22 protein-coding genes and 1 pseudogene are annotated in these 23,214 nt (G+C 69.4%); 7 read left to right on the forward strand and 16 right to left on the reverse strand.

The annotated features are described in order from the left end of the window. Positions 1–74: 74 nt before the first annotated feature. Together AB0F17_RS65145 and AB0F17_RS65150 are read right to left on the reverse strand one after the other, a co-directional pair. A complete protein-coding gene (locus AB0F17_RS65145; protein ID WP_358047306.1) occupies positions 75–761 on the reverse strand; it encodes a response regulator transcription factor in 687 nt (228 codons plus the stop codon). Further along, entirely contained in the window at positions 758–2,692 is a 1,935-nt protein-coding gene (locus tag AB0F17_RS65150; RefSeq protein ID WP_358047369.1) for a histidine kinase, read from the reverse strand. The genes AB0F17_RS65145 and AB0F17_RS65150 overlap by 4 nt, the downstream gene beginning before the upstream one ends. A gap of 248 nt (positions 2,693–2,940) precedes the next feature. On the opposite strand from AB0F17_RS65150, the gene AB0F17_RS65155 reads away from it, so the two are divergent. The 3 genes from AB0F17_RS65155 (at position 2,941) to AB0F17_RS65165 (ending at position 5,006) form a co-directional block, all read left to right on the forward strand. Then, positions 2,941–3,249 carry a hypothetical protein gene (locus AB0F17_RS65155; protein WP_358047309.1) on the forward strand — a complete coding sequence of 103 codons (309 nt, stop codon included), beginning with the start codon at positions 2,941–2,943 and terminating at the stop codon, positions 3,247–3,249. A 71-nt stretch (positions 3,250–3,320) separates the two neighbouring features. Next, on the forward strand, positions 3,321–3,458 hold the full coding sequence (locus AB0F17_RS65160) for a hypothetical protein (protein ID WP_358047312.1): 138 nt from the start codon (positions 3,321–3,323) through the stop codon (positions 3,456–3,458). Positions 3,459–4,046: 588 nt separating this feature from the next. After that, entirely contained in the window at positions 4,047–5,006 is a 960-nt protein-coding gene (locus tag AB0F17_RS65165) for a helix-turn-helix domain-containing protein (RefSeq protein WP_358047315.1), read from the forward strand. A gap of 90 nt (positions 5,007–5,096) precedes the next feature. Here the strand turns inward: AB0F17_RS65165 and AB0F17_RS65170 are convergent, their stop codons facing one another. The 5 genes from AB0F17_RS65170 to AB0F17_RS65190 all read right to left on the reverse strand — a co-directional run bounded on the left by AB0F17_RS65170 (position 5,097) and on the right by AB0F17_RS65190 (position 8,995). Continuing rightward, positions 5,097–6,242: a DUF6596 domain-containing protein gene (locus AB0F17_RS65170; protein ID WP_358047318.1), complete on the reverse strand. Its 1,146-nt coding sequence runs from the start codon at positions 6,240–6,242 to the stop codon at positions 5,097–5,099. Continuing rightward, positions 6,239–6,646, reverse strand: coding sequence for a YciI family protein (locus tag AB0F17_RS65175; RefSeq protein ID WP_358047321.1), 408 nt, complete (start codon positions 6,644–6,646; stop codon positions 6,239–6,241). Before AB0F17_RS65175 ends, AB0F17_RS65170 begins: the two co-directional genes overlap by 4 nt. A 140-nt stretch (positions 6,647–6,786) precedes the next feature. Beyond that, positions 6,787–7,284, reverse strand: coding sequence for a pyridoxamine 5'-phosphate oxidase family protein (locus tag AB0F17_RS65180; protein WP_358047324.1), 498 nt, complete (start codon positions 7,282–7,284; stop codon positions 6,787–6,789). Between the two features lie 81 nt (positions 7,285–7,365). Then, complete coding sequence (locus tag AB0F17_RS65185; RefSeq protein ID WP_358047327.1) at positions 7,366–7,800, reverse strand: VOC family protein; 435 nt, start codon at positions 7,798–7,800, stop codon at positions 7,366–7,368. A gap of 211 nt (positions 7,801–8,011) precedes the next feature. After that, on the reverse strand, positions 8,012–8,995 hold the full coding sequence (locus AB0F17_RS65190) for an Lrp/AsnC family transcriptional regulator (protein ID WP_358047330.1): 984 nt from the start codon (positions 8,993–8,995) through the stop codon (positions 8,012–8,014). A 20-nt stretch (positions 8,996–9,015) separates the two neighbouring features. Between AB0F17_RS65190 and AB0F17_RS65195 the strand changes: the two genes are divergently transcribed. Continuing rightward, a complete protein-coding gene (locus AB0F17_RS65195; RefSeq protein WP_358047333.1) occupies positions 9,016–9,222 on the forward strand; it encodes a hypothetical protein in 207 nt (68 codons plus the stop codon). 122 nt (positions 9,223–9,344) lie between these two features. Here the strand turns inward: AB0F17_RS65195 and AB0F17_RS65200 are convergent, their stop codons facing one another. The 6 genes from AB0F17_RS65200 to AB0F17_RS65225 all read right to left on the reverse strand — a co-directional run bounded on the left by AB0F17_RS65200 (position 9,345) and on the right by AB0F17_RS65225 (position 14,775). Then, positions 9,345–10,223: a VOC family protein gene (locus AB0F17_RS65200; RefSeq protein WP_358047336.1), complete on the reverse strand. Its 879-nt coding sequence runs from the start codon at positions 10,221–10,223 to the stop codon at positions 9,345–9,347. Positions 10,224–10,462: 239 nt separating this feature from the next. Further along, a complete protein-coding gene (locus tag AB0F17_RS65205; protein ID WP_358047339.1) occupies positions 10,463–11,698 on the reverse strand; it encodes a sigma-70 family RNA polymerase sigma factor in 1,236 nt (411 codons plus the stop codon). Next, the gene (locus AB0F17_RS65210; RefSeq protein ID WP_358047342.1) at positions 11,695–12,018 is read right to left on the reverse strand and encodes a YciI family protein; all 324 of its coding nucleotides are present in this window, start codon (positions 12,016–12,018) and stop codon (positions 11,695–11,697) included. Before AB0F17_RS65210 ends, AB0F17_RS65205 begins: the two co-directional genes overlap by 4 nt. Positions 12,019–12,070: 52 nt before the next feature. Beyond that, on the reverse strand, positions 12,071–12,682 hold the full coding sequence (locus tag AB0F17_RS65215) for a dihydrofolate reductase family protein (protein ID WP_358047345.1): 612 nt from the start codon (positions 12,680–12,682) through the stop codon (positions 12,071–12,073). 236 nt (positions 12,683–12,918) lie between these two features. Continuing rightward, positions 12,919–13,800 carry a hypothetical protein gene (locus tag AB0F17_RS65220; RefSeq protein WP_358047348.1) on the reverse strand — a complete coding sequence of 294 codons (882 nt, stop codon included), beginning with the start codon at positions 13,798–13,800 and terminating at the stop codon, positions 12,919–12,921. Between the two features lie 564 nt (positions 13,801–14,364). Then, on the reverse strand, positions 14,365–14,775 hold the full coding sequence (locus AB0F17_RS65225; protein ID WP_358047351.1) for a helix-turn-helix domain-containing protein: 411 nt from the start codon (positions 14,773–14,775) through the stop codon (positions 14,365–14,367). Between the two features lie 79 nt (positions 14,776–14,854). On the opposite strand from AB0F17_RS65225, the gene AB0F17_RS65230 reads away from it, so the two are divergent. Continuing rightward, positions 14,855–15,550 carry an SDR family oxidoreductase gene (locus AB0F17_RS65230; RefSeq protein WP_358047354.1) on the forward strand — a complete coding sequence of 232 codons (696 nt, stop codon included), beginning with the start codon at positions 14,855–14,857 and terminating at the stop codon, positions 15,548–15,550. 87 nt (positions 15,551–15,637) lie between these two features. On the opposite strand, the gene AB0F17_RS65235 is transcribed toward AB0F17_RS65230, so the two are convergent. The 3 genes from AB0F17_RS65235 to AB0F17_RS65245 all read right to left on the reverse strand — a co-directional run bounded on the left by AB0F17_RS65235 (position 15,638) and on the right by AB0F17_RS65245 (position 20,837). Next, positions 15,638–16,309, reverse strand: coding sequence for a helix-turn-helix domain-containing protein (locus tag AB0F17_RS65235; RefSeq protein WP_358047357.1), 672 nt, complete (start codon positions 16,307–16,309; stop codon positions 15,638–15,640). 82 nt (positions 16,310–16,391) lie between these two features. Continuing rightward, on the reverse strand, positions 16,392–17,549 hold the full coding sequence (locus tag AB0F17_RS65240) for a hypothetical protein (protein ID WP_358047360.1): 1,158 nt from the start codon (positions 17,547–17,549) through the stop codon (positions 16,392–16,394). A 1,839-nt stretch (positions 17,550–19,388) separates the two neighbouring features. Then, positions 19,389–20,837 carry a hypothetical protein gene (locus tag AB0F17_RS65245; protein WP_358047363.1) on the reverse strand — a complete coding sequence of 483 codons (1,449 nt, stop codon included), beginning with the start codon at positions 20,835–20,837 and terminating at the stop codon, positions 19,389–19,391. 122 nt (positions 20,838–20,959) lie between these two features. Here AB0F17_RS65245 and AB0F17_RS65250 point away from each other — a divergent pair, with 122 nt between their 5' ends. After that, entirely contained in the window at positions 20,960–22,081 is a 1,122-nt protein-coding gene (locus AB0F17_RS65250; RefSeq protein ID WP_358047366.1) for a site-specific integrase, read from the forward strand. 274 nt (positions 22,082–22,355) lie between these two features. After that, positions 22,356–22,897 (forward strand): annotated as a pseudogene (locus AB0F17_RS65255) (IS5 family transposase); the annotation flags it as partial. Between the last annotated feature and the right edge of the window lie 317 nt (positions 22,898–23,214).

Below are 23,214 nucleotides of genomic sequence, written 5' to 3' on the forward strand. Positions count from 1 at the left end.
TCACCTTCAGGCGCGGGGCGGGGGGGGGGGGGGGGGGGGGGGGCCGCCCCCCCCCCCCCCCGCCCCGTTCGACGTCAGTTCGGCGTGTGTCCCTGCCGCTTCTTGCTGCCGAAGCCGGCCTGACGGGCGCGGACGATGGCCTCGGCGCGGTCTGCGACCTGGAGTTTGGTGAAGATGGCGGAGATGTGGTTGCTGACGGTCTTGCCGCTGATGCTCAGCTGCCGGGCAATGGCCGGGTTGGCGAGGCCGCCGGCGATGAGGTCCAGCACTTCCCTTTCCCGAGTAGTGAGCTCGGGAAAGGGTTCGCCGGCGGGAGCGGGCTGGCGGCCGCCGGCGAAGAAGTCGATGATCTTGCGGGCGACGCTGGGGCCGAAGATGGCCTGGCCGGCGGCGACGGATCGGATCGCCCGGACGATCTCGTCCTGCTGAGCGCCTTTGATCAAGTAGCCGGAGGCGCCCGCGCGCATGGCGGCGAACACCGACGCGTCGTCCTCGAACATGGTGAGCACCAGCACCCGGGTGCCGGGAGCGTCACGCAGGATGGCGCGGGTCGCGTCCACGCCGTTGGTGCCGGGCATGTGCAGGTCCATGACCACGACATCAGGGCCGGTCAGCAGCGCTTCCCGGCGAGCGCTCTCGCCGTCCCCGGCCTCACCCACCACCTCGACATCGTCCAACGACGCGACCAGTGCCCGCAGCCCATCGCGCATCAGGGGGTGGTCGTCGACGACGACCACCCGGATGGGGTCTGTATCGCTCATGTCCGCTCCAAAGGGAGTATCACGTGAACCCGGCCGCCCTGGTCGGTGGGACCTGCGGTGAGCGTGCCACCGAGCTCCCCCGCGCGCTCGTGCATGGACCGGATGCCGACGCCGTGGCGCCACGGCGCGTCGGCCGGATCGCCGTCGTCGCGTACCTCCAGATGCAGAGCGCCGTCCAGGCGCAGCGAGATCCGGCAGGTGCCGGCCCGCCCATGGCGCAGGGTGTTGGTGACGGCTTCGGTGGCGATGCGGTAGGCGGCCACCTCGACCGCGGCCGGCAGCGGCGGCAACGGGTCGGGGGCGTCGACGGTGACGATGAAGTCCGCGCCCTCGCGCCGCCAGGACTGCTCGGCGTGCTGGCGCAGCGCGCCGACGAGGCCGAGCTCATCAAGGTCAGGTGGGCGCAGGTCGTAGACGAGACGGCGGATGTCGGCGATGGCGGCGGTCAGGTCGGCCCGTAGTTCGAGCAGCAGTCGCCCGGAGCGGTCGGGGTCGGTGGTGCGCAGGTTGTGCGTGGCGTCGGCTTTGAGGGTGACGGCCGTGAGCGCGGTTCCCAGGCCGTCGTGCAGGTCGCGGCGTAATCGCCGGCGTTCCTCCTCCCGGGCGGCGACGATCCGGCTGCGGGAGTCGCGCAGTTCCTCCGACAGGCGTACGGCCTGCAGCGCGAGCCCCACCGGCGCGGCGAGCAGGCTCAGCGCGCGGGCGTCCGGGGCGGAGAGCCGGGTCTCTCCGGTACGCAGCCCCACGCGCAGGTCGGCTGGCGGGCCGTCGCCGACTTCGAGCGGGAGATCGTGGTGGAACCGTGGCTCCCGGCCGTGCGCCGCGATCAGGCCGCCCGCGCCGACGATCGAGGCGTACGGCAGGCGCAGCGCCTCACAGACCGCATGCAGCACGGCGTCCAGGCCGGCGCCGAGACGCACGGCGACGCTCGCCGCCGCGGCGGCGGGATCGTGCCGCTGGCCGTACATGGCCCGATCGACCAGCCCCTGCACCCGTGAACGGGCCGGCGCGAACGTGACCGCGACGAGGGCGGTCGCCAGCAGCGGGCTGGCCCGCAACTGGTCTCGGGCCACGGCGCCGAGCAGCGCGACCGTGCCCAGGTACACGCCGACCAGCCCGACGCTGAGCACGCCGTACACCAGGGTGCGGTTGACGATCAGATGGATGTCGTACAGCCTGTGCCGGACGATCGCGATCGTGGCCGCCGCCGGGATCAGCGGCAAGGTCAGCAGGAACAGGATCGGACCATCGACGGCGACGATCCGCTGCAGGTTGAGCGCCACGAACAGCGCCACCGCCCACAGCAGCCACAGGACCTGCTGCCGCTGCACCCCCCGCGACCGGTAGGTTCGCAGCCCGAGGACGGCGAGGCTGACCAGCAGCACCAGCGCCGCGAAGCCGACCAGCACCGGAAGCACCGCCGCCACGATCTGACCGGCCGCCGCCGGCAGCAGCGGACCGCGGTCGGCGATCGGCTCCCGTGCGATCGCGCCCGGCTCCAGAGTCAGCACGGGCGAAAGAACGAGCAGCGCGACGGTCACCGCCACCAGCGGCCGTCCGTCCGGGAACAGCTGCAGGATCAGAGGCAGGCAGACCGTGGGCGCCGGGACCCAGATCGTGATCGCGATGACGTCGATCAGCCGCTCCCACCCGGCCGACAGCGGGAACACACCCGTCAGCAGGCCCAGGCAGGCCACGCTCGCGGTGTAGCAGGCCCCGAAGGCGACGAACAACAGCCCGATGCGGTGCCTGGGCCGGTGGGCCAGCACCAGCGCCCCGAACGACGTGAAGGTCACCGCCATGGCGCTGTTGGTCAGCAGGTATGACTCCACCGCGTCGCCCACTGTGTAGCCGCCGGCCGACCACGACACCCAGGCCGCGCCGACCGCGATCACCGTGACCGAGAACACCGTGACCGGTCCCGCCCGCATCGCTGACACGCACCCCATCATCTGATCAAGCAACCCCCACTGGCCATAGGTGCCGGCCCCCATCCGGCTGGGAGCGGCCTGGGAACGAGATGGGACACCGCCCTCAGGACGGTGGGCACGCACTGCGGTCACGCTCGATCGTGACGTCGACGCTCACCGTCGCAGGACGGACACAGGATCAATATCCGCACCGGACGATCTGCCGGGCACCGACGGCAGGAAGACCACCACACGCCTTGGAGGATCACATGCGATCGGACAGCTCGCCCGATACGACCGTCTGGCCCGAACCATCGCCCGCCAAGCGGCCGCGCGACGTGCGCGGCTTCTGGCGGCTCCTGCTCGCGGTGCTCGCACCGCTGCCCATGCTCGCCCAGGCCGTGAACTACCTGCTCAGCCCGGTCGAGGGTGGGGATCCGTTCACCGACACCGCCGCCGTGATCGCCGGCCATCTGCCGCTCATGGGCGGCCTTCGCTGGCTCGACGCCGCGTTCGTGGCCGGGATCGTCCCCGCGACCTTCGCGGTGGCCTGGGCGGCCCGCCGCTGGCCTACCTGACCGTCCGCGAAGGACTGGACGTCACCACCATCGCCAAGCTCGACCAGGCGGCCGAGGCCGATCCGCTGCAGATGGTGGCCTCGCTGCTGTTCATCGTGGGCCTCGTCGTCGCCCAGGGCATCGGGCTCGCCGTGGCCGCCGTCGGCTTCGCCGGAGCGTCGCTTGCCCTTCTACGCATCCGGAACGACGCATTCGACCTGCCCTCGTGATCCGCAAGTCCACCTGGATCGACCGATCCACCCCAAAGGAGAAGATCATGAATCGTGTCACCCTCGGCCTGGCCGTCATGGCAGGCGCCGCACTGACCATCGCCACCGCGCCCGCCTCCGCGGCCTCCACCGCGCCCGGTCCGGACACGTGCCGGGTCGATTTCGTGTGGCGGGAAGCGGGGCCTGCCGACCACGTCTGCGTGGCTTTGGAGGTTCGTAGGCGGACCGCCGCCGAGAACCAAGCCAAATCCGCCAACGAACGGCAGCCACTACAACTTCGGCCAGGTCAAGCTGGTCATCATCCTCAACACCGGCAAGAGGTTCTGGAGCGGCACGGTCAAGGCCATCCAGAACGGGACGTACCCCGGCGGTAGTTGGGGCAAGCAGACCGGCAAGCTCGACTGCTCGCGTTCGATCAAGCGCCCCAACGCCTACGCCCAAGCCCAGGACGTCACCTCCGGCCGCTGGTCGCCCAGAGTCCCGGTCACCGTCGGCTGCTTCTCTTACTGAGCATGGAGCTTCGGTGAGGGCGATGGTGTCGATAAACTCGGGTTTCGTGCCTGTCCTCGAAGAGGGATGGTTCACTCGATGGATGAGCGGCTGACCGTTGTCGTCGGATACCCGCAATCGGAGTTACTCGACATCGCCTGCGTGACCACGGCGCTCTACATGGCCAACCTCCTCGGCGCCGCCCCCCGCTACCACGTCGTCCTCGCCACTTCCGGCGGCAACGACCTGGTCTGCGACTCGGGCCTCGTGCTGCGCAGCCAGGACACCATCGAACGCATCACCGGCCCGCTCGACACCCTGGTGGTCTCCGGCGGCGTCGGGCACGAGGAGGCGGCCGGCGACCGGCGGCTGGTCGGGCACGTCCGCCGCCTGGCCGAGGTGAGCAGGCGGGTCGCCTCCGTGTGCACGGGCGCGAGCGTGCTGGCCGCCGCGGGCCTGCTGGAGGGGCGGCGCGCCACCACCCACTGGAGGTACGCGGGCACGCTGGCGGCCCGGCATCCCGAGGTGACCGTGGACCCCTGCCCGATCTTCATCAGGGAGGGGAAGGTGTCCACCGCGGCGGGCGTCACCAGCGCGCTCGACCTGACGCTGGCGTTCATCGAGGAGGACCACGGCTCGACGCTGGCGCGTACCGTGGCCCGCGGCGTGGTGGCGTACCTGCAGCGGCCGGGCGACCAGGCGCAGATGAGCATGTTCGTGGTGGCGCCCCCGCCCGAGCACCCCCTGATGCGAAAGATCGTCGACTACGTCACCGGCCATCTCGACGGCGACCTGAGCGCGGCGGCGCTGGCCACCTGGCTGAACATCAGCGAGCGGCACCTGACCCGTCTCTGCCTGGAACACCTCGATCTGACCCCCGGCCGATACGTCAGGCAGGCCCGCATCAAGGCCGCCGCGCAACTGCTCACGTCGTCGTCGTTGTCCGCGGCGGAGGTGGCGGCACGGTGCGGGTTCGGCTCGGCGGAGAGCCTGCGGCAGGCGTTCGTGGCCCAGTACGGCCTCTCGCCGTCCCAGTACCGTCGCAACCGCGCGGGCTAGAAGCGGCCGTTTCTCGCCGCTGGGAGAGCCCGCTCTGGACCGTGCGGCGCCCGAGCACATCCCCCAACGGACGACCGAGCCGCGCGCCCTTCACCTGCGCAGTTGAACGTTGAGTCGTGCGGCCTGTCGCGTGAGGTGGTCGCGTTCGGGGAGGCTGGGCGCCGATCGGGCGGCTTCGGCGTAGAGCCGGGCCGCGGTCCCTGGGTCACCGTCACGCTCGTGCAGGTACGCCGCGACGGCGGTGTAGCGGGGCAGCGCGGGGTCAAGCTCCGCCAAGGCGACCAGGCCGGCCCGTGGACCGTCGGCCTCGCCGACCGCGACGGCCCGGTTGAGGCGGGCCACCGGGCTGTCGGTGAGGCGCACCAGTTCGTCGTACCACTCGACGATCTGCACCCAGTCGGTCTCCTCGGCCGTCCGGGCGTCGGCGTGGAGCGCGGCGATGGCGGCTTGGGCCTGGAACTCGCCCAGGCGGTCACGGGTGAGGGCTGCCTGGAGCACGTCGACGCCCTCGGCGATCAGGCGGGTGTTCCACAGGCAGCGGTCCTGCTCGGCAAGAGGCACGAGCCTGCCGTCGGGGCCGGTCCGTGCCGGGCGCCGTGCGTGGTGCAGCAGCATGAGCGCGAGCAGGCCCGCGACCTCCTCATGTTTGGTCTTGACCGCCAGCTGGCGAGTGAGCCGGATCGCCTCGCCGGCGAGGTCGACGTCGCCGGAGTAGCCCTCGTTGAAGACCAGGTAGAGCACGCGCAGCACCGTGGCGACGTCACCGGGCTGGTTGAACCGGACACCCGAGACGGTCCGCTTGGCTCTGCTGATCCGCTGGGCCATGGTCGCCTCCGGCACGAGGTAGGCCTGCGCGATCTGACGCGTGGTCAGGCCGCCGACCGCACGCAGCGTGAGCGCGACGGCCGAGGCCGGTGTCAGGGACGGGTGCGCGCACAGGAAGTACAGCCGGAGCGTGTCGTCCACCACCTCGCCCGGGCCGGGCACGGGCTCGTCCTCGACGCGTACCTCGCGGTGCCGCCGGGAGGTATCGGCGCGGGCGGCGTCGAGGAACTTACGCCAGGCCACGGTGACCAGCCAGCCCTTGGCGTCCCGCGGCGGGTCGTCCGGCCACACACGCACGGCCTCCACCAGGGCGTCCTGCACGGCATCCTCGGCCGCCGCGAAGTCGGTTCCGCGACGGACGAGGACACCGATCACCGCGGGCACCAGCTCCCGCAGCAGCGACTCGTTCACTCGGTCACCGTGGGCGGCTCGCCGTAGAACGGGCGCACCTCGAGCCACTCGTGGATCGGCTTCCCACCCGCGCCCGGAGCCGCGGACAACTCGCCGGCCAGCTCGATCGCCCGCTCGTAGGTCTCGACGTCGATCACCATCCAGCCGGCGATCAGGTCCTTGGTCTCCGCGAAGGGGCCGTCGGTGACCGGCGGCCGCCCCTCGCCGTCGGAGCGGACGAACGTGCCCTCCGCGGAGAGCGCCTGAGCGTCGACGAACTCGCCGGTGCCCTCGAGCCGAGTGGCGAAGTCACGCATGTACTGTATGTGGGCTGAAAGCTCCTCCGGCGTCCACTGGTCCATCGGCACGTCGTTGACCGCTGCCGGCGCGCCTCGGTAGTGCTTGAGCAGCAGGTACTTGGCCATCATGTTCTCCTTGATGTAGTGCGGCCCATTGTGGCCGTGTTCACTTACGGGGACGAAGCCGCGCTCGGGTTCTCGACATCCCACCGCGGCATTTTCCTGGCGGACTTCAAAGTCGACCACCGCGGGCGACCGCGCGGCGCTCAGGCACGCTGACGCTCCTCCCGCTGCCGGATCAGCTCCTCGACCGCGCTCGGCAGAGTCGTCTCGAAGTCGATCAGCTTCGCCCACGTCGGGGTCACGACGATCCGGACCATGCCGTCGTAGAGCGAACGCACCTGCGCCTCCCAGTCGACCCGTTGCTCGGGCGTCATCTGGTAGGTGCCGTTCATCTGGAGATACTCGTCCGGGATGCCATCGACGACGTCCAGCTCGGCCCGGCCGCGGATGAGCAAGATCTTGGGAGGGTGCACCTCGGTGTCGATCGTCAGGGCGACCATCGGGTTCTCGCGCAAGGCCGGGAGCTTCGGGGCGTTCGTCGCCGTGCACATGACGATCTGCGAGCCGTTCCAGGTGAACGCGATCGGAACATTGCGCGGTGTACCGTCCTTGGCGACGTAGGCCAGGCGGGTCAGGTCGCGGGCCAGCAGCTCTTGGCTGATCGGCCGGTTCAGAACCTCGGTGATCTCGTCCGGTCGCACGGTCATTCCTTTCCGTTGTCGTTTTCTTGATCTGCCCGGCGTCACGCGAGTCGCATCACTCTGGTCTGCCGCGACGGACCGTCAGCTGAGCTGCTCGGACAGCGCGACGATGATGCCCTCAGGGCCGCGGACGTAGCAGAGGCGACAGCTGTCCTCGTACCGCACCAGCTCGCCCATGAGTTCCGTGCCACGGGCTCGCAGGCCGGCGACGACGGCGTCGATGTCTTTGACGGCGAACATGATGCGACGTATGCCCAGCGCGTTCGCCGGGGCGTTCGGCGCAGCGCTGACCGCCGTCGGCGTGTGGAACTTCATCAGCTCAAGCCGGCCGTGGCCGTCCGGGGTCCGCATCATGGCGACGTCGAGCCGGAGATCGTCGAGCCCGACGACGCGGTCCACCCACCGTCCCTCGACCGGCCCCTCGCCCTCCAGCTCGAGTCCGAGCTCGACGAAGAACTCGATCGTGGCCGCGAGGTCGTCAACCACGATGCCCACGTTCTCCAGCCGTTCCATCATGGTGGTTCTCCATCGTCGCGCGGCCTGTCGTGGCCGCTGGTGTCCCTGGGACGGAGCCCGATCCACGTTCTCGACACCCGGAAGCGCGCCGATTTCTAGAATCTTCTTCTGGCCGTCGCGCGGACAGTTCGCTGATCTACTCGCGTAGCCGGTCGGCTTCGGGCTGGGCGGCGGTTTCACGTTCCCGATCAGGACGGTCGGGCCGGAAGGCTCACAACGTTCCCGTCTTCGCTGTGCCGGCCCGCTTGCTGTTTCGGATGACGGGAGCGCTTTCGATTTGCCGGACTCCCGGCAGGCTTCCTATACCGCCCTCGAGGTAGTCGTAGAGCGCTTCGGCGTCCTGGCAGGCGACGAACACCAGCAGGTTGGTCGGACCGGTGGTGGCGGCGGCGAAGGCGACCTCGGGATGCGCGGCGATCGCCTCGGCCGCGCGGCGGAGCGCGGACGGCTCGACCGTCAGCCAGAGCATCGCGACCATCTCGAAGCCCAGGAGAAGAGGCTCGACGTCCACGTCGAAGAACAGCGCGCCGCAGCCGCGCAGGTGTTCCAGCCTGCGCTTGGCCGTCATCTCCGACCAGCCGGTGGCCCGGGCCAGCTCCGGATATCCGGCGCGGCCGTCCCGGGCCAGAGCCGCCAGCAGCCGTTCGTCGCCTGCTTCCAGGAGGACCCGCCCGTGCTGTGCCTGTGGCGGGTGCCGCGGGCTGAGCTCAGCGATCTGTTCCGCACCGAGAGAGTTGGCTCGGCCGTGCCAGCCGGTGGGACCGCCGGCGAAGACCCGCAGCAGGCAGTGAGCCGTCACCCCGATAACTCTTGGCGTTCGGGGCAATTGTCCGAGAAACAGCGCATCACGCTCGTGAGGGCTGCGTGCCTGGATGACACTGACGATCTGCGTTCCGCCTGAGGTGAGGCTGACCCAGGAGGTGTCCGGGCGGCGGGCCAGGGCATCGGCGATGGGGATGGCCGAGTCGGGCGTGACCTGGATCCGCACGCACCACTGCACCCAACCCAGCCGTCGCGCCTCCAACTGGCCGACCACGTTGAGCAATCCGTCGGAGCGGAGCCGGCGGTAGCGGCGCGCGACCGTCTGGTCGGACACCTGCAGTACCGATGCGATGCGGCTGAAGGGCGCGCGTCCATCCACGTGCAGCGCGTGGATGATGGCACGATCGAGCTCGTCAAGGACCGGGGCAGCCACCGTGGTCAGATTAGCGTGACGTGCCTGAGGCAGGGGAACGGAGCCCCGGCCGGCTGTACCTGCTCTACGAGCCGCCACAGATCCACGGACTCGGCGAGGCCCGCCAGGCGTTCAACGTTCTCCCTCGCTCCGGACCCGCTGGTGAGACCGCCGCTGTTGTCGCGCCCGGCCCTGAGGCCATCGCCAAGGTCACCGAGCATCTCGCTCCATCCCGGCGCCGGCACTGATCAGGGCTGCTTCGAGCCATAGCGGCTGTTGACCTGCGGCGACACAATCGCGTGTACCTGGTGGCGCCAGTCTTACCGACACCCCCAGTCCTGCGGCGGCGTGGACAAGGGTGCTCACCGGTTCATACCTCCCTGAAGGCCAGCGCCGCGCCGCGCGCCTGCGCGGCTCCGACGAGGAACCCATCAGAGAGCTCGCGGGTGGTGAACCCGTTGCCCTCCACCAGAGTGCGGGCCGCGCCCACGTCCCTGACCGCCACGGTCTGACCGGCCATGTACGGCAACGCGGGCACCGGCTCTTCGGGCAGCATCTCGCGGAAGGCGGAGACCGCGACGATCTCCACCCTCCCCAGCGGGAGCGGCAGTACACGCAGCGGCCCCTCGGCCGCCGGCTCGGCGTCCAGGATGAGGGCGTAGCGGGCGACAGCGTCCTCCAGATCGGCGTCGCCCACCACGAGCAGCACGCTGTGCAGGTGGGTGGCTCCGTTGGCGTGCTCGAGGTAGCGGGGCTGGTGGATCAGTTCGGGCGTCAGATGGTGCGCGGCGTGGATCAGGCCTTCGGGCGTGAGGGCACGGTCCAGATGAACCGCCTGGAAGCGGGCGGTCGCCACCCCGTCGAGGGTCTCCACGTCCCGCTGCAGCGGCAACACCCCGGAGCAGGACAGCCCCGCCGAGCGCAGCCGCTTCTCGGTGACTTCGACGTCGGTGCAGCCGAAGGAGTAGCCGTGCAGGCCTTCGTACTGCGCGATCAGCGGGCGGATGTTCCAGGGGTCGACCGAGCCGTCCCCGAACAGGCCGAGCAGTTCCAGATAGGTACGGCCGAACAGGGCGCACCGGTTGCCCGCGCCCATGGGCCGGCGCTCACCGCCGGGACGGTCGGCGCCCATGTGCATGGACAGCGGGCTGAGGGTGAAACCGAGCGCCTCGTAGGTCGCCGCGGTGGCGTCCATGTCGGTGGTGTAGAGGACGGAGTGGTCAATTCGGTCGATGTCGTGAGCAGCCATGGATGACAGGCTGCTGCCACGGCGGCAACGGGTTCCAGCCAGCGGCGGGCGATCGATGCTTTTCGACATTGAATGACTGACCACGATGGAATCCGACACCGCAGCAGCCGTCGGCATCCGGGTTCAGCAGGCAGTTCAGAGGCCGCGCGGGCGAGCTCGGTGCCGGTCTGTCGTGGCGGTCAGGTGTCGAGGCAGAAGCCCTTCATCGCTGTGTCAAGTGCGCTCTTCAAACGCGGGCGCTACTGCAGTTGGTCGCGGCGGCGGGTGAGGTAGGCGGTCTCGCCGGTGTTGCCGGCCAGCTCGATGGCCCGGTCGTAGGCCGCGCGTGACTGCTGACTGTGGCCCAGCCGGCGCAGCAGGTCGGCGCGGGTGGCGTGGTAGGCGTGATAGCCGGCCAACGCCTCGGCGAGGCGGTCAACGATGGCCAGTGCCACCTCCGGCCCGTCGAGCTCGGCCACGGCGATGGCCCGGTTGAGGGCGATGATCGGCGAGGGGTCGAGGCGGACGAGCTGGTCGTAGAGGGCGAGGACCTGCGACCAGTCGGTGTCGCGGATGTCGCGGGCGGAGGTGTGCACCGCGTTGATCGCGGCGAGGATCTGATAGCGACCCGGAGCCACCCCGGCAGCGGCAGCGGCCAGGCGCTCGCGCACCAGCCGATGACCTTCGGCGATCAGTTCCACGTCCCAGGCCCCACGGTCCTGCTCGTCGAGCGCGACCAGTTCGCCGTTCGCCGAGATCCGGGCGGTGCGGCGGGCCTCGGTGAGCAGCATCAGCGCCAGCAGGCCGGCTACTTCTCCGTCCTGCGGCAGGAGCACGCGGATCAGGCGGGTGAGCCGGATCGCCTCGGTGGTCAGGTCGTGTCGTACGGGATCGGTGTCGGGGCCGCTGGCCAGGTAGCCCTCGTTGAAGACGAGGAACAGGACGGCCAGGACGCCGGAGACACGAGCCGGCAGATCGTCGGCGGACGGCATCCGATAGGGGATGCGAGCCGCCTTGATCTTGGCCTTCGCGCGGGTGATGCGCTGCTCCATGGTGGTCCCCTGCACCAGGAAGGCACGGGCGATCTCGGGCACGGTCAGACCGCCGACCATGCGCAGCGTCAACGCCACGCGCGCTTCCACCGCCAGCGCCGGGTGACAGCAGGTGAAGATCAGCCGGAGCCGGTCGTCGTCGATGGCGCTCAGCGGCTCGGGTGGGGTGTTGTCGTGCAGCATCTGAGCCTCCTTGTGCTTGTCGTCGCGTTTGTTCTCGCGCCGGATCCGGTCGATGGCCTTGCGGTTGGCGGTGGTGGTCAGCCACGCGCCCGGGTTGGGCGGCAGGCCGTCGGCCCGCCACCGCTCGACGGCGGTCGTGAACGCCTCGGCCGCTGCCTCCTCGGCGATGTCGAGGTCACCGAAGCGCCTGGTCAGGGCGGCCACCACCCGCGCCCACTCGTCGTGGTGGGCCCGGGTGATCGCCTCTTCGACGTCGCTCACTGGAACGGCCGCACCTCGATCTTCCGATCGCAGACCTTCGACGCCTCGGCGGCGAGCTTGAGCGCCACATCCAGATCGGGGGCCTCCCACACCCAGACGCCGGCGAGGTACTCCTTCGACTCCACGAAAGGCCCGTCGCTGAACACCGCCTGCTCGCCCCGGTTGTCGATGACCGTGGCCGCGTCGGTGTCCGCGAGTCCGCCCGCGAAAACCCAGTAGCCCTCGGCGATCAGTCGTTCGTTGAACACGCTGATGGCAGGCAGCCTGTCCGTGCTGCCGGGATTGCTCTTGTCATCGATCACGGAAACCAGGTACCGCATCTGAAGATCATCTCCTGTGGTGTCAAGACAGCGTGGTTCGGTGGCAGGGACTTCAGGCCGTCGCATACTGCGGGCGCCCGGCCAGCCGGTAGACCTGGATCGTCACGCCCTTCGAGTCGACCCGCGACTCGACCAGGTCGAGCGCAAGATCCGGACCGGTCTCCGGGAACAGCCTCGCGCCCTGGCCGAGGATCACCGGGACCACGATCAGAATCATCTCGTCGACCAGATCGTTCTCCAGCAGCCACCGGGTCAGGGCGCCACTGCCGTGCACCTGCAGCTCACCCCCGGGCTTGGCCTTCAGCTCACTGATGGCCGCCGCGAGGTCACCGCGGAGAACGGTCGTATCCTCCCAACGCGGCGCGGTGAGCGTGGTCGAGGCAACGTACTTGGGGGCCTCGTTCAAGGCCACGCCGATGGGATGTGCGCGCATCTGGTCGATTGATCCCCAGGAGCCGGCGAACAACTCGTAGGTGCGCCGGCCGAACAGGAACGCCTCGGCGCGCTGGTAGGTCCGCGTGATGAACGTCCTGGTCTCGTCGTCACCCGCCCCCAGGGCCCATCCGCCGCGCTCGAATCCGTTCCTGCGGTCCTCATCCGACGCACCGCCGTTTCCCTGCGTCACTCCATCGATGGTGACCTGAGTCACGGTCGTCAGCTTCATGATCGCGGTTCCTTTGCCTCGGCGCCGCCCCCTTGCGGGCGGCCTCACCCCTGCTACGAACACCACCGCCCCGATCCGACACCTCCTCCCGGACTTCTTCGAAGAATTTTCCGGGACGCCGGTCGTCATCGATCCGGCAGCACGACAGGGTCGCGGAGACCGCGCTCCACCTCCTCGTGACGTGGGACTGTACGGTTTTCAGCTCTGTCTCTGCTCGACATACCCCAGCGTGCGGCTCATTGCATGGTGAAGCGCAGCGGATGGTCGAACGAGTCCGGGCAGGTGAACACATAAAGCGCGTAGCCGCGACTGATGACGATCTCCGTGGGCATGTTCGGTTGAGCCAGGGACTCGAACTCACCGGTGGGGTGGTCCGGCTCCTCGACGGGCCGCCGGCTCCCGCCGTACGGGCTCTCCCATTCGCAGGTGTCGATCGTGAGCAGCGGCTTCATGTCCCGGCCACACTCGCAGACCATCGGTTGCGGGCCGGAGAGGCTCCATGAAGCGAAACCGCCGACTCTCCATCCGAGGGTGAGCGACAGTTCGCTCCGGTAGTCATGCCCGGCGGCCTGCTCCCACTCCTCGATCCGCTTGCGCAGATCCTGGGGGAGCAGTTCGACATATTGATATTCGGTGACCACTTCGGGATGGAGCATGCACGGCTCCGGCACGTAATCGTCGTACTCCACGACCGCCGGCTCCGGCTGGTCGGCCAGGATGGTGGTCACGTCGGAGGCGCGGCGCCAGCGCAGGTGCACGGCGGGCAGGCACAGATCGTGTTCGTCGTGATCGTGAGGACACCACAGGACCTGCAACAGGTCCATCCGCTCCGGACAGATCAGCCCTGGGACGTCGCGAGCGTACAGCTGCGCCAGCGCCATCAATGGCATCGGATTGGCTTCCGCGTTGTCTTCGTCCGTCGGCGTGGCGTCGGCGCGTTCCAGATCGGCTTGTTCCTGCTCGTTGAGCAGCAGGCTCTGACCCCGCCTGGTACGGCCCCAAGCCTGCGCGAGGATGCGGCGCCTCAGCCGGACACCTTCGGTCGTCACCTCCCCTTTGTGAAACGTCTCGCAGGTCGGCCAGGGCTCATCCGCCGGCCACAGCAGCGGCCCGCCCACCGAACTGTCCCCAGGCCCCGGGTCTCCTGGCCGTGGATGCAGACGCGTCGCCGTACGACGGTAGGCGGCCAACTCTGGGAACACCGCGACGATGTCGACGGGCCGGGGTGGTGTGGTCCGGGAAGGCATCATCCAGACAACGTACTGATGGCAGGTGACACAGTAGAGGCTGAGGTGCCCGTCGTCGATTTTACCGACCGCGACGTTCCTTGACGACCTTCATGCGACTGACCAGCAAGTTCGCTTGACAACCCCAGATAACGATCGCGTCGGGCCACCTCTGGTGGCCATCCCAGACATTGCCTGGGCCCCGGCTGAGAGGCCTCTACCAAGGGCGAACGCTACGCCGAGATCACTCCAGGTTCAGACGCCGTCCTCGTCCACGACGACGGAAGAAACGTCCTGGGACGGCGCCGCCGCTCCGAGCGGCCGAAATACTTCGAATTCCCCAAAACACGGCATTGAGCACGAGCCCTAACGCTGCTAACCGATCTTCCTGGCCTTCCCGGTAGGCCTGCCGGATCTTGCCGGCGTTGCCGCCGATCAAGCGCTTCGCGGCAGGGCTCAGCGGTTGTCGTAGCGGTGGCGGGCGGCTTCGATCTCGTCGTTGTGGTCGGTGGCCCACTGGACGAAGGCGTAAGCGGTCTCGCGCATCTTCTCGCCCAGCGGGGTGAGCCGGTATTCGACGCGGGGCGGCATCTCGGGATAGGAGGTGCGGGTGAGCAGGCCGTCGCGCTCCAAGTGCCGGAGGGTGAGGGTGAGCATCCGCTGGGAGATGCCGGGGACCTGGTCGTACAGGGCGCCGAAACGAAGGGGCCCGGCGGCGAGAACGCCGATGACGAGGATGGACCATTTGTCGCCGACGCGGTCGAGGGTGTCGCGGATGCCCTGGCCGTTGTCGGGCCAGGACGCGCAGGGGTGCGGTGGGGTCCGGGCCGCCACCATGCGCGGGTCTGGATCTTGGCTTGCGAACATCAATGTGCCTTTTGTACGGGTCGCAATGGTTTCCTATCGTGGGGCTACTTACAGATCGTAACGAATGTGGGGTAGCCGCATGTCTTCCACCATCGCCGTCGTCGGTGCCGGGCCGGGTCTGGGCCGGGCGATCGCCCGGCGGTTCGGTGCCGCCGGACACCCGGTCGCGCTGATCTCCCGCAGCCGTGCCAAGCTCCAGCCGATCGCCGACTCCCTGGCCGCAGAGGGGATCACCGCCGGGGTCTACCCGGCCGACGTCACCGACAGCGCGGGCCTGACCGCCGCGCTGGAGGCCGCCGCCACCGACCTCGGCCGGATCGGGGTACTGTCCTACAGCCCGGCCCCGGCCTGGGACCACAGCGCCGGCTCGCTGCCCGACACCGCGGCGATGGGGTACACCACGGCGTTGGAGACCACACCGGAATCGGCCCGCTCCCAGGTCGACCTGATCGTCGGAGGCGCGCTGACCGCCGCAGCGGCGGTCCTGCCCGCGATGCGCAAGGGAGGTGACGGGGCGCTCCTGTTCACCACGGGCGCCTCGGCGATCATTCCGATCCCGATACTCGGCAACGCCGGGATCGCCCAGGCGGGCCTGCGGCAGTGGGCGAATTCCATCCAGGGCGACCTGGCCGGCGAAGGCGTCTATGTCGGGCACGTGTGCGTGGGCGTCCCGATTGTCCCCGGCGGAGGTGAAGGCGACCCGGACGCCCTTGCTGAGCGGTGGTACCAGCTCGCCCAGGCCCGCGACACCTTCGAGACCACGATCGGCTTCTGACCCGCGGGCCCGCGCCCGGCCCTCCGCGCGTGGGCCCCCAGGTAGCCGCGTACAGGAGTGGCCAGGTCAGGCATGTACGTACCTCCGCTAGCGGTTTCCCAGCAAGGAGACGCTGAGCCCGCAGATCGCTTGGATCAGGTTTTCGCCCAAGCGGCGCCAGGACTCCTCCGCGGCCGCCGGATCGATACGCCCATGCGCCAAGTCGTATTCCACTTCGGCGCACATGTGCACAGTGAGCTGGCGAATCATCGCGTGATGCTGCACGATCACTCCGCGATCATCATTCCGCCACTGCACCCGGCCGAGCTCGTCCAGCCGGCGAACCGACGGCAGGTTCCCATGCGCCTGGATCGCGTACTCGCGCAGATTGGGCTCCACGATCACCTGGGCCAGGAACCGCCCGTACCAGGACGGGGTGCCCAGCTCGATGTGGTGCTCGATGTTCGGCAGGATGTGGCAGCGGATCCGCTCCTCCAGCGGCACCTCCCCCGGCGCGCCCAGGGCCTCCACCATCGCGAGCCGGTGCTTCTCGATCCCGGCCATGTGCCGTTCCAGGATCGCGGTGATGAGCTCGTCGCGGTTGTTGAAGTGGTACTGCACCGCCGACTTGTTGCGCTGACCGGCCGCCTCCCCGATCTTCGTGACCGACACGCTCGCGAACCCGTGCTCGGCATAGAGCCGCTCCGCGGTACGCATCAGCTTGTCCCTGGCAAGCACCGAACGAGGAGACGCCATGGCGACCGATGGGAAGGAGGTCATCCTGCCCTCCAACTTGGGAAGCTCGACCTATTAAGGCAATCACCTTACTAGGAGATCCTTCAGCTGTCAGCCGGGACCGGCGTCAGCCCGCGCGAAGCTCCGCCGCGACCGCCCGCTCCCGCAGTTGAGTGGCCTCCGCACGAGCCGCCTCCAGCTGAACACGGGCATCATCCAGCCGAGCCCGCTCCAACCGCAGCTCCCCCCGCAACCGATCCCGCTCGTCCGCCGTCTCGCGCGCCTGCGCGATCTCCGTGGCGGCCAGCTCCCGAGCCTTCGCCGCGTCGTTCAGGGCGACGGCCCGATCTCCCTGCGCCTCCGCCGCGGCACGTTCGGCGCTCTCCGCCCGCGCGATGGCCCGTTCCCGCTCCTGCCCGGCCGCCTCCGCCCTAGCCTCCGCCACCGCCAGGTCCCGCTCGGCCCGCTGCCTGGCCCGCCTGGCCTCCGCCGCCTCCTCACGTGCCCGCTCACACTCCGCCTTGGCCTCCGCCGCCTCCTTCCGCGCCTGCTGGGCTCGCGCCGCCCCATCCTTTTCCGCCCGTACGGCCTGCGCCTCGGCCTCAGCGACACGCGCGTCGGCCGCCTCGACCCGCTCCGCGAGCTCTTGAACCGCCTGATCCCGGGCCCGCTCGGTCAGCTCCGCCTGCCGTACGGCCTCCTCCGCCCGCCGATCGGCCAGATCAGCCCGGCGCCCCGCCTCCTCGGCCGACTGCCGCGCCTGCCGTTCGGTGCTCGCCGCCTCCCGCAACGCGGCCAACGCCTGCTCACGAGCCTGCTCCCCATCAGCCTGCGCCGTATCCCGCTCCGCCTCGGCCTCCTCCACCCGCAACCGCATCGCACCGGCCTCCCGGCGCGCGTGCTCGGCGGCCTCCCGCGCCAGCCGTACCTGCTCGAAGGCCTGCTCCCGCTCGGTGCGCGCGATGGCGACCCGGGTATGCGCCTCGGCTTGTACGGCACTCAGCTTCGCCTCGACCCCGGCCGGACTCAACTCCTGCGCCAGCGCCCTGGCCAGCGGCTCGATCGCGGCGGCAAGCCCGCCTTCCATCCGGTCGTACAGCTGCTCAGCCCTGGCCAGCGCCCCCTCCAGCCCAGGCGTGGCGCGCCGCATCTCCCGCTCCCGCTTGGCGGCGGCCTGGCAGTCGCCTTCCGGGCAGTACGCCTTGGGCCGCCCCCTCCCCCGCCGCTGCTCGATCGGGGTCCCACAGTGCATACACGGCGTCACCGCGCCCATCTCAGCTGTCACGCTCAGACTCTAGCATTTTCTATTTTCTAGAAATTCAAATTCAATAATTAAGATCTGTTGCGTGACGGAAGGTCTCGCCAACTTGCGAGAAGGTAGAATTCTCGCAAGTTGGTGATCTGGGGCGCCGGGGTTCATGAGCCGCTTAGGAAGCCGCGTGGCGAACGCGTCGAACGAGACACCAGCGTGCTCACCACGTCGGGTGATTTCGCACGCCGCCGATGTCGAGGTGTTGCGGATTGCCACAAAGTTGTCCTGGGGTAATGCCACTTGGTGTCAGTGGGAGTGCCACGAGGTGTCAGCAAGATCCTTTGCGTGGGGCACTTTTGAGAGGGCGCCCTCGCGGTGCCCAGAGACTATTTTTGCAGGTGAGTACCATGTTCAGGGCGGAAGCCACGTCGTAGCTTGCCCTCCGTGTCATCCGCCGGCCGCCTGCGCCTGTAAGTGATGACCTCGCTGTGAAGCGCAGGCTGGTTGACAGCGGAAACGCGGAGCTATGACAGTGGCGGCGTTGCTCCTGTCGCCCCCAAAGTTTTCCGCAACATTATTGCGACCCAGCCCGGGGCTCCTGCGAAGCTGCAGGCGGAAAGGTCAGCCTCTGATCGGCCCGCTTTGTCTGGACATGACGAGAACAGCGGGTTCCGGCCAGCCACTGGTCTGATCGCGCTCGCGAAGCGATGGTGGCGTCCATGAGTCCCTCGCTGAGCTTGACCGCGAGGATCCCTGTGACCTGCTGTTTCGTTCCGTGGCCCGGCCGGGGTGCACAGGACGAGTTCTGGGTTCGAACGCATTGCGGCAAGATCGTCTGACCCCCCTCGCCGTCTGGAGCCAAGGCGCGTGTTCAAGGGCTGCACCGTCAAAGAACCGCGTCACTCACTGCCATAGCTCCGCGTCTCCACTGCCACTGTTTTGCGTCGCTCAATCCTGGTTTGACCTCCGCCCGGGTGCGCGGCGCTGGATGCACGCAGAACTTCACATGGTCGCAGCCGCCCCACGCTGTGCGGAAAGCAATCACCAGGTAACGGCAAGTGGCTTGACGAGCCTCGCCGCCTCACTGGTATCGTGCATTTCGATTCCCCTACCTGCTTCGGTGGGTAGGTGCGGGCCTCGCCTACGGGCGGGGCCTTTGCGTTATCACCACCTCCCTGGTCGGGGTGCCATGATCAGATGGAGGCTCAGCCTCGTCTTCCCACCGCGTTATCGCCTCTCACCTACAGCCTCCTGCGGGCGATGGCCGCTCCGCACTACGGCGTTGGAGCGAGAGACCGCTCCGCACTACGGCGTTGGAGCGAGAGATCTGTGCGGAGACCGGCCGGCTTCGCTGACACCTGATGGCAAAAGTGCCATCTGCTGACCGGGTCTATCGGGCAGATGACCTGCTGTTTTGCCATGAAATGTCAGTGCGAGATGCCAGAGGATGTCAGTGCGGGCCGGGTGAGCCCAGCGTGGACGGCATGCCTGCCAGGAGTGGAGCTGGGCGGTCTCTGCTCCGGATTACAGGGGAGGCCGCTCCGGGCGAGTCTGGGGAGACGGCGATGGACGCCCCCGTGCGGGAGCGCCCATCGAAAGCCGTGTTCTGCCTTCCCGGCGCCGTCGACACGCGCGCCCCGGCATGGCTTCGCTTCTCAGCCGATTTCATTGTGACATCGGGCGAGCGACATGTCTCGCGTCTGTCGAGATTGCCGGGCTGCCATAGGCCCCGGGCACGCCTCCAATCCACGCGTCCCGGGGCACCGCCATGTGGGCCGTGCGCCAGTGGCGTACGGCCCTCTTCGCCGTCACTGTTCTGGAGCGTTAACGCAGGCCGAAGACCCATCTTGCGTGCATGGCATGCCCACACCCTCAGGCGGGTGGTGGGGCGGTGACGGCCTGGAGGGCGGCGCTCAAGGCGCGCGCCTGTGCCGGCGACTGCGGGGCGTCGCCGAGGCCGATGGCGTCGTCGTCGCGGTGCAGGAGCACCACGCCGTCCTGCAGGGTGACAGTGTGGAAGGCCCCGCCGGGTAGCCGCACGCCGGGGCGGCCGTCGACATCGGTCAGCGGCGGCAGCACCAGGCCGGTGGCCGCCTGGGCGGCGGCGAGCTGGTGGCGCAGGGCCTGCAGCTCGCGTTCGGCCATCTCCAGGCGGGCTGCGGTGGTGGCCTGGCCCAGGCGGGCCTGGTCGCGTTGCTCCTGGAGCCGGTCGCGTTCGGCCTCGGTGCGGCGCTGCTGGTCGGCGATCTGGCCGGTGAGCTGGTCGCGGACGGTGCGGGTTTCGGCGCGGGCCTGCTCGGCGGCGGAGCCGGCCTGCTCCAGTTGCTGACGGGTGGTGCTCAGGTGCGTCGTGGCCTGTTCCAGGTGCTCGCTCAGGCGGCGGATGTCGGCGTGGGCCTGGACGAGCTGGTGGTCGCGCTCGGCCAGGATGGTGGCGCGTTCGTCGGCCAGTTCGGTGGCGCGCGCGAGCTCGGTGCCCAGGGAGTGCAGTTGCTCGGTTTGGCGGCTGGTCAGGGCCTGCTCGTCGTGCAGCTGGGTGGTGAGCCGGCCGATCTGCGTGCCGAGGCGTTCGGCGTTGGCGCGGGCTTCGCCGTGGATGCGGTCGCGGTGCTCTTCGGCCTCCTGCCGGTCGTGCAGGGCCTGCTGCCGGTCGTGCAGGGCCGCGTCCCGTTCCTGTTCGGCCGTCTGGCGCGCGGCCAGGGCGGCGCGCATCGCTTCCCTGGCCTGCTCGGCGTCCTGGTCGGCCTGCTGCACCCGGCTTTCGGCCTGGCCCAGCTGGGTGGTGATGGCCTCGGTGACCTGCACGAGGTGCTCGTCCAGCCGGCGCAGGTCCTCGCGTTCGGCGGCCAGCTGGGCGTCGCGCTGGTGCAGAGCGGCGCGGATCTGGCTGGCTTCGGCGGTGAAGACGGCCGCCGCGGTGTGCGTGGCCAGCGCGGCCGGAGCGCTGTCGGCGGCCCGGCTGGCCTCGTTGGCGCACAGCTTGCAGCAGTACTTGCTGGGCCGGCCGCCCTTGCCGGGCTCGCGTTCGGGTTTGGCCCGGCCGCAGCCGGGCCTGGCGCATTGGCGCAGCACATCGTCGGTGTCGAGGTCGAGGCAGTCGCGGGTGTGCCCCCGGCCGCCGCGGGCCGGCTCCGCCGACCTCAGCCCCGCATCAAGCCCGGCACTGGGCCCAGCGCCGGGCCCGGTGCTGAGGTCGGCAGGCGTCGGAACCTCCCCTCGATCGGGCGACAGGCCGCTCGGCGCCGCGGTGGCCGATGCGCCGGGGTGGTCCCTGCCCGCGGTGGAGCGGGGCTGGTCCGGGTCGAAGCTGAACTCCGTCACGCACACGAATTTAGCATCAGCACATGCTGTAGATCGAATCATTTCGCATTTCGCCTGAGCGTTTCCTTTATGATCACTGAGAAGTGGAGTTCTCAAAGATCATCTCTGCTAGGGTGGATCCCGTGATCGACTCCGCCATGGCCCCAGGGCCGAGGTCCCGCCCCCTTCCCACGACCGCCTTCCCCACCTCCACCGCCGGATTGGAGGTGGCCGCCGCCGCGGCGGTCGCACCCGCCCGCGACCCCTATCTGCTCTACCTGGGACGCCTGGGCAGCGCCGACTCACGCCGCGCCATGCGGATCTGCCTGGACCACCTCACCCGGATGCTCACCGGCGACCGGCTCGACGACGCCACCATCACCGGCCAGGGCCAGCCCTGGCACTACGTGCGCTACGAGCACACCGCCTGGATCCGCGAGCAGATCGACCAGATGGACTGGTCCCCCGCCTATCGCAACAAGCACTTGGCCGCGCTGCGCGGCGTGCTCAAGGAAGCGTGGAAACTCGGCCTGCTCAGCACCGACGACCACCAGCGGGCCGTCGCCTTGGCCCCGTTCGGCGGCTACCGCGAACCGGCTGGCCAGCACGTCCCCGACGCCGTCATCGGCGCTCTGATCGCCGCCTGCGACGCCGACCGCTCACCCACCGGCCCCGCCAGTGGCCCGGTCAGTGGCGCCGGGCTGCGGGACGCGGCCATCATCGCCGTGCTGGACGCCTGCGGCCTGCGCCGCGGCGAACTGGTCGCCCTGCAGTACGCCGACTACGACCGGGCGCGGCGCATGCTCACTGTTATCGGCAAGGGCGACAAACAGCGCCGCATCCCGGTCAACACCTTCGCCGCCCGCCGCCTGGAGGCCTGGCTCGCCCGTCGCGGCACCTCCCGCGGCCCGCTGTTCCCCCGCCTGACCCGCGGCGGCACGGTGCGCATCGCCACGGACGGCCGCCCCTGGCAGATGAACCCCCAGGCGGTCCGTGACATCCTCGCCAAACGCACCGAACAGGCCGCCACCACGGCGGTGCGGCCGCACGACCTTCGCCGCACCTTCATCTCCAACCTCCTGCCGCAGGCCGACGCGATCATGACCGCCCGACTGGCCGGCCATGCCAGCCCCAGCACCACCCTCGGCTACGACGTACGCCCCGACGAAGAAGCCCGCGACGCCGTTGAACGGCTCCGCGTCCCCACCGTCGCGCCGCTACTGCCCGAAACATCGGCTGACCAGCAGCCTCCCGCCGCACAATGACGAGAACACCGCGCCAGGCCCGGCGCTGGCCCCGGGGGCGATCCCCCCGTCGTATCGCTTGGCGAGGTGCTGCCGACCGGCTACCGCAGTAAGCAAGACAGCTGCCAAGAGGACGGTCAGCGCCAGGGGCGGTTGGTTCACGCTTGCGGCGGCTCTTTTGCCCGGCAGCGGGCCTGCACGTGCCAGCCCTCCCGGCCGGGTGCGAGCATGGCCGGTCCGAGCCGCAGCCCGCATTGCTGGGCAGTGTCGGCCAGGATCTGGCCGGCCCGCGGTCAGCGCCGATTCCACGGTGGTCCGTGCCCACCAGCATGCGGCCGGCGCCCGCCACGCGCCGGCTATCGACATCCCATCAAAGGGGACAGTGAAGATCACAAACGGATGACGTCCAGCCGTGAAGCCCTCGGCCGCTCACGTGGCGGGCTGTCGACCAAGCTGCACCTGGTCGCCGACCGCAGGTGCCGCCCGATCTCCCGCATCCTCACCCCTGGCCAGCACGGCGACAGCCCACGCTTCATCCCGCTGATGGACTCCATTAGCATCCCGCGCCGCGGCGCCGGACGGCCCCGCAAACGCCCGGTCCGAGTCATGGCCGACAAGGCTTACTCCTCCCGCGGCAACCGCCGCTACCTACGTAGGCGCGGTATCAAGGCCGTCATACCGATCAAGAAGGACCAGCAAGCCAACCGGCTGGAGCTGGGCAGCAAGGGCGGCCGGCCCCCGGTCTTCGACCGAGAGGCTTACAAGGAACGCAACACCGTGGAGCGCTGTGTGAACAAGCTTCGCCAGCACCGCGCTGTAGCCACCCGCTATGACAAGAGAGAACTCATCTACCAGGGCACCATCGACGTCGCCTCGATCCGGATCTGGCTCCGGGACCCAGTCACATGATCACTGGACACGTTTTACGTGATAGCGATGGCGGGAGCCACGCGCGCAGATCCGATACCGCGGTCGGGCTTGCCAAGACGAAAGCGCACCTTGCCCTTGAGCACGGTGCCTGACTCGGCTTGGCCATCGGTGAGGCCCTCGCCGGGAAACTGGCGTTCCCCCCGGGGTGTGGACACCCGGTTTCATGCAGCCAGTGCGGTCAGTCTAGCAAGCCGATCTTCATAGACGGTCGGGGGCAGGTTTCC

The sequence above is a fragment of the Nonomuraea sp. NPDC026600 genome (assembly GCF_040638335.1).
Lineage (GTDB): Bacteria > Actinomycetota > Actinomycetes > Streptosporangiales > Streptosporangiaceae > Nonomuraea.

Coding starts and splice junctions, on each gene's coding strand:
- AB0F17_RS65160 (WP_358047312.1), top strand. CDS start 3,321: ATGGTGGCCTCGCTGCTGTTCATCGTGGGCCTCGTCGTCGCCCAGGGC.
- AB0F17_RS65150 (WP_358047369.1), bottom strand. CDS start 2,692: ATGCGGGCGGGACCGGTCACGGTGTTCTCGGTCACGGTGATCGCGGTC.
- AB0F17_RS65175 (WP_358047321.1), bottom strand. CDS start 6,646: ATGGCCAAGTACCTGCTGCTCAAGCACTACCGAGGCGCGCCGGCAGCG.
- AB0F17_RS65235 (WP_358047357.1), bottom strand. CDS start 16,309: ATGACCTCCTTCCCATCGGTCGCCATGGCGTCTCCTCGTTCGGTGCTT.
- AB0F17_RS65155 (WP_358047309.1), top strand. CDS start 2,941: ATGCGATCGGACAGCTCGCCCGATACGACCGTCTGGCCCGAACCATCG.
- AB0F17_RS65230 (WP_358047354.1), top strand. CDS start 14,855: ATGTCTTCCACCATCGCCGTCGTCGGTGCCGGGCCGGGTCTGGGCCGG.
- AB0F17_RS65145 (WP_358047306.1), bottom strand. CDS start 761: ATGAGCGATACAGACCCCATCCGGGTGGTCGTCGTCGACGACCACCCC.
- AB0F17_RS65165 (WP_358047315.1), top strand. CDS start 4,047: ATGGATGAGCGGCTGACCGTTGTCGTCGGATACCCGCAATCGGAGTTA.
- AB0F17_RS65215 (WP_358047345.1), bottom strand. CDS start 12,682: ATGAAGCTGACGACCGTGACTCAGGTCACCATCGATGGAGTGACGCAG.
- AB0F17_RS65185 (WP_358047327.1), bottom strand. CDS start 7,800: ATGATGGAACGGCTGGAGAACGTGGGCATCGTGGTTGACGACCTCGCG.
- AB0F17_RS65210 (WP_358047342.1), bottom strand. CDS start 12,018: ATGCGGTACCTGGTTTCCGTGATCGATGACAAGAGCAATCCCGGCAGC.
- AB0F17_RS65225 (WP_358047351.1), bottom strand. CDS start 14,775: ATGTTCGCAAGCCAAGATCCAGACCCGCGCATGGTGGCGGCCCGGACC.
- AB0F17_RS65200 (WP_358047336.1), bottom strand. CDS start 10,223: ATGGCTGCTCACGACATCGACCGAATTGACCACTCCGTCCTCTACACC.